Annotated in this window: 2 protein-coding genes; both read left to right on the top strand. The window is 60.4% G+C overall.

Features of this window, described 5'->3' with window-relative positions; genetic code table 11:
• Positions 1-1,143 precede the first annotated feature (1,143 nt).
• Positions 1,144-1,614: a hypothetical protein gene (locus tag AAE484_RS17300; RefSeq protein ID WP_341939688.1), complete on the top strand. Its 471-nt coding sequence runs from the start codon at positions 1,144-1,146 to the stop codon at positions 1,612-1,614.
• A gap of 10 nt (positions 1,615-1,624) precedes the next feature.
• On the top strand, positions 1,625-4,327 hold the full coding sequence (locus AAE484_RS17295; protein WP_341939687.1) for a thrombospondin type 3 repeat-containing protein: 2,703 nt from the start codon (positions 1,625-1,627) through the stop codon (positions 4,325-4,327).
• Positions 4,328-5,150 lie beyond the last annotated feature (823 nt).

Raw genomic sequence — 5,150 nt, 5'->3', positions numbered from 1 at the left:
CAGGATGGCCAGGATCTGACTGTCGGTAAAACGTGACTTCTTCATGCAGAATCTCCTCTGGGGATAGATTACGAGAAAATTCTACTTATGAGTACCCTTAATTTATGGGAGGATTACCCAAGCACGGCCCTTTATACAGGCAGGGCATCACGGAAGCTGTCGGAGGAGGAGCGAACCCAGCTACTTGAAAACACTGAAAAACTGATAAAAAAGCTAGAGATTGAATACAGGGAGTCGGTTGATAAAACCTACGCGCAGCTAACGTTCCAACCAGAAAGAATGGACAGATCCGATCACTCCGCCAACAAGATCTCTTATGGTCCAGAACGACGCGTAACCTGTCATTACTGCCGAAATCCAATGCTGACACTCTTGACCACAGCTCCAGCGGTGGGCTACAAGTGCGCCACATGTAAGGAGAATAGGGTACCAATGCCCAGTCGGCGTAACTCTTGGAAAACTCGATGAGGAGTAACCACGTATGCGAGGCGTTTGTTACGAAAACGAACAAGGAAAGATTGATAAGGCACTGTAATGTTATTGGCCTAACACCTTTTCATAAGCGGCTTGGCGGAGCCACGTCCAGTGCCGAAGGCGCGCACTTGATGTATTGGTTATGCCTCGATAATTCCATGGTTTACGAGGTACTCGCATCCATCACCTGTGACTGAATACTGACTTATGACCACTTTGGTATAAGTCGGTCCTTTAGTGTTTGCCCGCAGGAAGGGGCCGTCTGTATTCTGGAACACATGACCATAAGGCTAGCATGAGTTATTTAGTGTCGCACTCGCAAACGCAAAAAATACTCGATAGCCTGGGGCTGTCACACAGCCCGCTAGCCAATGGCCGAAGCTATCGGTTGCTTAACAGTATCGATAGGTTTAACCGTGAGGGGGTCGGTGTCGGACGCGCTCCGTCTGCACTGCCGACGGATTTTTGCCGGAATTTTTTACAAAGCGCGTTGCCCGACAAACTGCCTAGCCCCCTAAGCGCCTGTTTCAAAATGAAAAAGTAACCACCGGCATGGGCCTTGCCTTATTCCCTCTCCCCCTGCCGACGGACGACCTGGTTCGCCCGCCTAAGTCCATGCGCTTCGCGGTGGCGGAGCCTGTCAATGAGGGTGTGCTCATGAATCCCCGATTGTTTCCCGTTATACGTCCGTGTCGCAGCGCGTCGGTGCTCGGCACGCTCTTGCTATGGGGGCTGTTGGCAAGCCCCCTGGTTGCTAGTGAGGCGGTCACCGTCACACTGGCCTTTGAGACCCAGGTCCTGGATCTCGACACCGGTTCGGTGCAGCCGCTCGATCCCGCCGCACCGCTCGACCCCGAGGGCGCGGATCTGCTCGTGGCCTACCATGCCGACCGCAGTCCCCACGCTGTAGCCGTGCTCGCCGATGAGAGCGCCGAGCTGGCCTTTCTGTCGGGTGTGAGCTTCGACTCGGTGACCGCCGAAGATATCGCCACGTTAAGTTTTACGGCCACGGCGCCGGACCGCTCACTGACCGGCTCAGACACCCTGGTGGTGCGCACCGACACCGGGGCGGTATTCAAACTCGGCCAGGCGCTCGAGCAGGCGACGGCCGTCGAGCTCACCTACGTGCAGCTGCAATAAGGAGACGGCCATGAAAAAAGTTAAATGGGTTTACTGGCTGGGCCTGGCGCTGCTCAGCATCCTGGCTGCCGCACCCGCCCAAGCGCTCACCGCTACCGAGGTGCAGAAATTGCTGGCCGCCGACGGCGCGGCGAACGACTTCTTCGGCGTTTCCATATCTGTCGATGGGAACACGGCCCTGATTGGCGCTCGGAGCGATGATGAGAACGGCAGCAACTCCGGCTCGGCCTATGTGTTCACCCGTGATGCGAGTGGCGCCTGGAGCCAGCAGGCCAAACTGCTGGCCGCCGACGGCGCGGCTGACGACTTCTTCGGCTGGTCCGTATCCGTCGACGGGGGCACGGCCCTGATTGGCGCCCTAAGAGACGACACCGGTTCGGTCTATGTCTTCACCCGCGATGCGAGTGGCGCTTGGACCCAGAAGGCCAAGCTGCTGGCCATCGACGGCGCGTTGGGGGACAGCTTCGGAGTGTCCGTATCCGTCGACGGGGACACGGCCCTGATTGGCGCCTCTTTAGACGACGACAAAGGCTTCAGCTCCGGTTCGGCCTATGTCTTCACCCGTGATGCGTCCGGCAACTGGAGCCAGCAGGCCAAGCTGCTGGCCGCCGACGGCGCGGCTTACGAGTGGTTCGGTTGGTCCGTATCTGTCGATGGGGACACCGCCCTGATTGGCGCCCGGCTCAACAACTTCAGCGGCAACGGCCCCGGCTCGGCCTATGTCTTCACCCGTGATGCGTCCGGCAACTGGAGCCAGCAGGCCAAACTGCTGGCCGCCGACGGCGCGGCTGAAGACAGATTCGGTTGGTCCGTGTCTGTCGATGGGGACTCGGCCCTGATTGGCGTCCCGAGAGATGACGACGACGGCCGCCAATCCGGCTCGGCCTATGTGTATACGCGCGATGCGAGTGGTGCCTGGAGCCAGCAGGCCAAACTGCTAGCCGCCGACGGTGCGGCTGACGACAGATTCGGTTGGTCCGTGTCTGTCGATGGGGATTCGGCCCTGATTGCCACCCCTTTCGACGCTGACAACGGCTTCCGCTCCGGTTCGGCCTATGTCTTCACCCGCGATGCGAGTGGCGCCTGGACCCAGCAGGCCAAGCTGCTGGCCACCGACCGCGCGTTGAATGACAGATTCGGAGTGTCCGTATCCGTCGACGGGGACACGGCCCTGATTGGCGCCTTTTTAGACGACGACAACGGCACCGACTCCGGCTCGGCCTATGTCTTCCAACTGGGCGATCCCGATGCGGACGGCGACGGCGTTCTGGACGCCTCGGACAACTGCCCGGCTGTCCCGAATGCCGACCAGGCGGACAACGACGCCGACGGCATAGGCGATGCCTGCGACACCGACGATGACAACGACGGGGTCCCCGACAGTGAAGACAATTGTCCCTTCAGCGCCAACGCCGACCAGCTCGACACCGACGGCGATGGCGCCGGCGATGCCTGCGATGGCGACGCCGACGGTGACGGCGTGGCCAATGAAACAGACCTCTGCCCGTTCAATCCCGACCCGCTCCAGAGTGACGCCGACGGGGACGGCCTGGGCGATGCCTGCGATCCGGACGACGACAACGACGGCGTGGAGGATACGGCGGATAACTGCCCGCTGACCCCCAACCCGGATCAGTCCGATCAGGACGGTGACAACATCGGCGATGCCTGTGACGCTGACCGCGACGGGGACGGCGTCGACAACAACGTCGACAACTGCCCGCTCACCGCCAATGCCGACCAGCTTGATACGGACGCCGATGGCCAGGGCGACGCCTGCGACAGTGACGATGACAACGACGGGGTGGCCGACGGCGACGATAACTGCCCGCTCACGCCCAATGCGGACCAGGCGGATGCCGATGGTGACGCCCTGGGCAACGTCTGTGATCCGGACGACGACAACGACGGCGTGGAGGATACGGCGGACAACTGCCCGCTGTTGGCCAACCCGAGCCAAGCCGATGCCGACGGTGACGGCCTGGGCGATGCCTGCGACCCGGACGATGACAACGACACAGTGCCCGACGACGTGGATAACTGTCCGGTGGTGGCGAACGCCGATCAGTCCGATGCCGACGGCGATGGGCTGGGCGATGTCTGTGACAGCGACCTGGACGACGACGGACAACCGAACGACACTGACAACTGTCCGGCCAACCCCAACCCGGATCAGGCCGATCTGGACGGCGATGGGGTCGGCGATCTGTGCGACGATGACATCGACGGTGACGGGCACCTGAATGAAAACGACAATTGCCCGGCGGCCGCCAACGCCGATCAGGCCGACCACGACGGTGACGGCCTTGGCGATATCTGCGATGACGACGACGACAACGACAACGTGGATGACACCGCTGATAACTGCCCGCTGACGGCCAATTCGTCGCAAGCGGACTTCGACGGAGACGGGCTGGGCGATGCCTGCGACCCGGACGTTGACGGTGATGGAGTGGCCAACGGCGCCGACAGCTGCCCGGCCACCGAGCTGGGTGAGACCGTCGAGCTGGGCACCGGCTGCTCGCTCGCGCAGCTGTGTCCCTGCGATGGACCGCGCGGTTCTACCGAGCCCTGGCGCAACCACGGCAAATACGTCTCCTGCGTGGCCAAGAGCGCGGAGACCTTTGTCGAGCAGGGCCTGATGACCGAGATCGAGAAGGACGAGGTCGTCTCAATAGCGGCTGAGTCGGGCTGCGGTCACAAGAACCGCTAACCGCACTCCTGTGAACCGGTGGGGCGGCCTTCGGGCCGCCCCATTTTTTTGGTCGGGCGCCCCGGTGCGTCACCCAATGATAGCTTTGGTGCCGCCGAGCTGTGTCAGCGATGTAGAGTGTGTAGTTGCGGAGCCAGGGTTATTCTTGAAGAGGAAATGGCTATGGATCCACCCGGATAGGGGAAGACCGATGTATTTCATCGGTTCGGATCAATTCCCAAGAGTCGTATAGTTTGCCTTAACAGTCTTCAAAGCTATCTTCAGCAGGCGGCGAGGGCGCTGTAAGTCCGTCCTAGCGCGGAATCCCAGCTGTTTCGAAGGTCGACCTAGCCCGAAGATGAGTCAGTCGTCGGCGGCAAGCTCTTCTGGGGCATCCAGCGCTTCCCCCCGGATAAAACTCTTCACTCGGGTTACCCATAAAGATGTATGTATCCTGGGTTTTTCCAACAAATCCCTTATCACGGGGTCGTCAGCGCCTACTCTGGGGTCCAGCCAAGTCTTGATGGTCTGCGGATCCAGAGGCAAAACAAAAACTGGGGTATAGACTTGTCATGGTAACGGGAGAACCTGGGATGTGGCGGCCGGGCGATGACCGCCATAGAGCGGATGGACTCCCCGCCCTGGGTGGGCCAATCCTGGTAAACCGTCCCGACCGCCAGTCCGCGCTCGCTTTTCATCAAATACCGGTCCCGACATTTGGATTCCCCGACTTCAGTACCCAATATGAGCCCTCGGCTGGTTGCGATGGCCGGTTTCCACATGTAGTGGTCAACTAATTCCGGACAATAAGTTAGATGGATTTTCCGCTTTTGCCGGTGGCACG

The organism is Marinimicrobium sp. C2-29, from assembly GCF_038419845.1.
GTDB lineage: Bacteria > Pseudomonadota > Gammaproteobacteria > Pseudomonadales > Cellvibrionaceae > Marinimicrobium.
Note: the sequence above shows the minus strand (reverse complement) of the source record. Positions and strands in the feature narration are given on the sequence as shown.

What these genes read in the sequence shown, in the direction of transcription:
- AAE484_RS17295 (WP_341939687.1), top strand. Translation starts at nt 1,625, where the DNA reads ATGAAAAAAGTTAAATGGGTTTACTGGCTGGGCCTGGCGCTGCTCAGC.